The organism is Microbulbifer discodermiae (assembly GCF_040742695.1).
Classification (GTDB): domain Bacteria; phylum Pseudomonadota; class Gammaproteobacteria; order Pseudomonadales; family Cellvibrionaceae; genus Microbulbifer.
In genome coordinates, this window is the sequence record NZ_JBFLAB010000117.1 from 1 (window position 1) to 4,292 (window position 4,292).

General features: G+C 52.1%; 3 protein-coding genes. All 3 read left to right on the forward strand.

What is annotated here, in order from left to right; genetic code table 11:
• The first annotated feature begins 818 nt into the window (after positions 1–818).
• Positions 819–2,630, forward strand: a complete 1,812-nt coding sequence (locus tag AB1S50_RS19025) for a carbohydrate-binding protein (RefSeq protein ID WP_367152805.1) — start codon at positions 819–821, stop codon at positions 2,628–2,630.
• A gap of 658 nt (positions 2,631–3,288) precedes the next feature.
• Positions 3,289–4,074, forward strand: coding sequence for a hypothetical protein (locus tag AB1S50_RS19030; RefSeq protein ID WP_367152807.1), 786 nt, complete (start codon positions 3,289–3,291; stop codon positions 4,072–4,074).
• A 1-nt stretch (position 4,075) separates the two neighbouring features.
• Positions 4,076–4,292 (forward strand): hypothetical protein (locus tag AB1S50_RS19035; protein WP_367152808.1); only part of this gene is annotated, 217 nt, incomplete at its 3' end.

The following is a 4,292-nucleotide window of genomic DNA, read 5'->3' on the forward strand; positions in this document are numbered from 1 at the left end:
GGCCAGTGCACCTGGAATCTGCTGAGAAGTAGATTCCAGGTGAAAAAACAAACAATCTCAGGGTTGTTTTGGTCAAATTCAGGCCCGCACCAGAAAATACTGATACTGCCGTAGCGATTGTTGAGTTATTCAGACGTTCCTTAGGAAAAAATAATTTAATTAAGCCAATGAAGAATAAACTCTTCTGAAAATTATTTTGTCAGCGCTATTGATTATATCTGTGCGCAGAACTTCTTCTAGCAGGCTGTTGAAATTCTAAGAATTTCGGCGCCTGCTACCGGAATATGGATGTTCCGGCAAAATCGGCGACGCCTAAGTCGTTGATTTTGAGAGAAAAGTGAAAATCACATTTTTCGCTTTTCGTGTTTTGAAAAAGGCAGGATGCCTTTTTCAACAACCTGCTAGTGTATGTGGATCGCTTTAGCTCAGCTACTGGCTGAATTTGTAAGGAGAAAATGTTCTCGACAGGCACCGCACGATCAGGCGCAATGGACGTGTAATAGGCTGCCCTGGTGATTCCCTTTGCGTGACGGATAAAGCATTCCAGGAGCCCCCCTCGGGCTGTCCCTGTTACCCGCGCAATCTTTCCCATACCTGCTTCGAGTCCCTATTGCCCTGATAAAGGCCCTCTTGGGCTTGTTTCCATTGTCGGCCGTTGCTTGTGGCGGAATCATGTCGCCGCAGTCCAAACAGCGCCTGGATGCAGGCGCCACTCGGAGCCTGGTGTGCTCCCTGTGGTGGATTTATCCGTTGAGCGCTAAAAAGAACCGGCACCATCCGGGTGACTGGTGCAAAACAATTCGAGAGGGACAAGGAGTATGACAAACTCAATCACAACTCGCCTGGTTGCGCTCTGCCGGCATACCACAGCGGTCCTGGTTGGTGGCTGCTGGTTGCTGCAGGCCGCTGCCGCATTTGCCGTAGAGCCACTGAGCGTCAGCGGCAACCGGGTTCTCATTGGCGGCCAGGTCGGCAGTCTGGCCGGCAACAGTTTTTTCTGGAGTAACAACGGCTGGGGCGGGGAGAAATATTACAACGCGGATACAGTGCAATGGTTGCAGTCAGACTGGCATTCCCCCCTGGTGCGGGCCGCCATGGGGGTAGAAGACGGTGGCGGCTACTTTGCCGATCCGGCTGGGAACGAAGCCAAGGTGCGCAGAGTGGTGGATGCGGCCATCGCCAATGATATGTACGTTATCATCGACTGGCATTCCCACTATGCTCACACCCACGACTGGAACCGCGCTATGGATTTTTTCCGGCGCATGGCCTCCGCTTACGGTCATACCCACAATGTTATTTACGAGATATACAATGAGCCCAAACAGGTTTCCTGGAGTGGTGATGTCAAACCCTATGCAGAGGCAGTGATCTCTGCCATTCGCGCCATCGATCCGGACAACCTGATTATCGTCGGTACCCCGACCTGGTCCCAGGACGTGGATCTGGCTTCCTACGATCCGATTCGTGGTTACGCCAATATCGCCTATGCCCTGCATTTCTATGCCGGCACCCACGGCCAGTTTCTGCGCGACAAGGCGCGCACCGCCCTGGACAATGGCATAGCCCTGTTTGCCACCGAATGGGGCACCGTCAATGCCGACGGTAACGGCGGCGTCAACCATGGTGAAACCGACAACTGGATGAATTTCCTTAGCGCCAACCACATCAGTCACGCCAATTGGGCGATTAATGACAAGAGTGAAGGGGCCTCCGCCCTGGTGCCCGGTGCCAGCAGCAGCGGCGGCTGGTCCAGCTCCAGCCTGACGGAATCCGGTAATAAAGTGCGGGACATTATCCGTGGCTGGGGAGGTAACCAGCCTCCCGATGGCAATTGCGATAGCGTCGCGCTGCCCGCCCGAATCGAAGCAGAGAATTTCTGTGCCATGTCCGGCATACAGCTGGAGGACACCGCCGACACGGGTGGCGGCCACAATGTGGGCTATATCGATACCGGCGATTGGATGAGCTACAAGGTTCAGGTGCCGGTCAGCGGCGTTTACACTGTTGATTACCGGGTGGCCGCGCCCGACAGTGGTGGGCGGTTGCAACTGGAGGCGCGGGGCGGCTCCCCTGTGTACGGACAGATGGACATCCCCAATACCGGCGCCTGGCAGAGCTGGAGCACTATACAGCATCAGGTTCAACTGGAGGCCGGCGAGCGGGAACTGGCTATTGCCGCCCTGGCATCCGGCTGGAATATCAACTGGCTGGACATTCGGCGCCTGGACGAGCCGGATCCGCCCGGTGGCGACATCTTTATCGAGGCCGAAGATTACACCTATATGAGCGGTGTGCAAACGGAGGTAACCAGTGATTCCGGTGGAGGTCTCAACCTGGGCTGGATAGACGCCGGTGACTGGATGGCCTATCACGACATCTCAGTGCCCACAGCCGGTCATTACACTGTGGAGTTCCGGGTTGCCACACCGGGCGGGGGGAGTCTCAGTTTCGAGCGCGCCGGCGGTTTTCCGGTGTATGGTACTGTCGGTATCCCCGCCACCGGTGGATGGCAAAACTGGACCACCGTCAGTCTGACCACTTACCTGGAAGCCGGTGTGCAGAATTTTGGCATTGGTGTGCCCCAGGGAGGCTGGAATCTCAACTGGGTTCGCCTTATCCCGCAGTAGCCCCGAGTCAGCCCCCTGGCCACCGGTGGCAGTCTCCGATAGTCCGGTTCGCCTTATCCCGCAGTAGCCCCGAGTCAGCCCCCTGGCCACCGGTGGCAGTCTCCGATAGTCCATTAACCCGGCAATGGAATGCGTTGCCGGGTTAATAGGGTACAAGGATGGTCTTTCGCCCGGTGGGTGCCTGCGCAAGCCCTTGATAAGCGGCCGATGTGGCCTGTCCTTGCGGCTGGCCATCTCCACTCAAGTGCCAGTTTGAACAATCGATTGCAAAGGTGCTTTCGGCGCATTGGAACCGCGGAGTGGTGAACTGGATCACAAATAATGTCACGATAATTTTCCTTTGATTCTTATCTGCTATATTGGTTTATCCTGTTATATAAGTACCAGGTAGCTATTCAAGAAGAATAAAAAAGTTATTTATGTCCGTATTGTCAAGCTGCCAATCAAATTGACAGTAAATGCTCGAACAATCGCTTAGTGCTTGTCAGGTGCTCAATAATCTGGCTGGTAACTGCGGTACAGGGATGTGAGACCGTCGGGAACAGGCTCTCGGAAAGCGAGCAATTCCTGGTAATTCTGCAGTTTTTCAAGGGCCGCAATCCAGCGAATATGGATTGTCAGGTTGATTACAGCTACACAGTAATAGGAGTTCTGATCGTTGATGCGGTTAATTGTACTACTTGTTTTTTTATCAGCTAATGTGTATGCATCCAGCACTGACTATCAGGCAACCTTCCAGCGAGAGGAGATCGAAAAGCTCTTTGCGAGTTCCTTTCCGTTTGAAGTCGAGATAGAGGAAACCTGGGTATTTGATGACCGCCAGGATCGTCTGGCCATGCTGCGGATGGAGATGGTTTCCGACCAGATCGATGCGGGCAAGGAAATTGAATATCTGGCCAGGTATGGCATTGAGCGGATATCTGAGGGTAAATACTCGATAGATCTGAGTACCTATCCAGGATGGATGACGGTTTCGCAGTTGTTTGGACCTATGACATCTCCCAACTTTGTACAACAGGGAACCGAGGCACTCAGGGCCAGGGGTTTCAGTGAAAAGGATCTACAGGTTCTGACAGTTTATTTGGAGGGGAATCAATTTATAAAAGAAAGACAAAAATTATATTTAAACTATCTGAAAATTGAAGGACCCGGATTAGTGAGAAAATTTTATTCTCCAGGCGGTGCGATTCCTGCCTTTCGGGATTATAAAAATAACCTGCAAAAGCGGTTGAGCAAATTTGAAAAGGCATGGTTCAGGAATCTCTATCGCAGCCTCGATCAGCGGGCTGGCCGAGTGCTTATTTCCTACCTGGTAGAGCTTTCCTCGGATTTGACTATCATCTGTGAAAATAATTTTAACGAGAGTGTGGAAAGACTTTTTGCTTCGATCAAGGACGGCAGTTTGGTCAGGGCAATTGAAAAGCAGTCAGAAGAGGAAAAATAATATGAGATCAGGCTATTTTACTGTTTTTTTGCTGGTGTTTTTTTCTGCCAGGGCAATGTCAGCGGTTACTTTATCTAAGGAACGTCTGAATAACTCAACAATCGCTACGGCAGTATCAGTATTTTCTGGTGCGGGCCTGAATTTGACCAAAACAACCCTGAGATTGTTTGTTTTTTCACCTGGAATCTACTTCTCAGCAGATTCCAGGTGCACTGGCC

Bases quoted from the DNA above. Each gene is read 5' to 3' on its own strand.
- AB1S50_RS19025 (WP_367152805.1), top strand. From the start codon at position 819: ATGACAAACTCAATCACAACTCGCCTGGTTGCGCTCTGCCGGCATACC.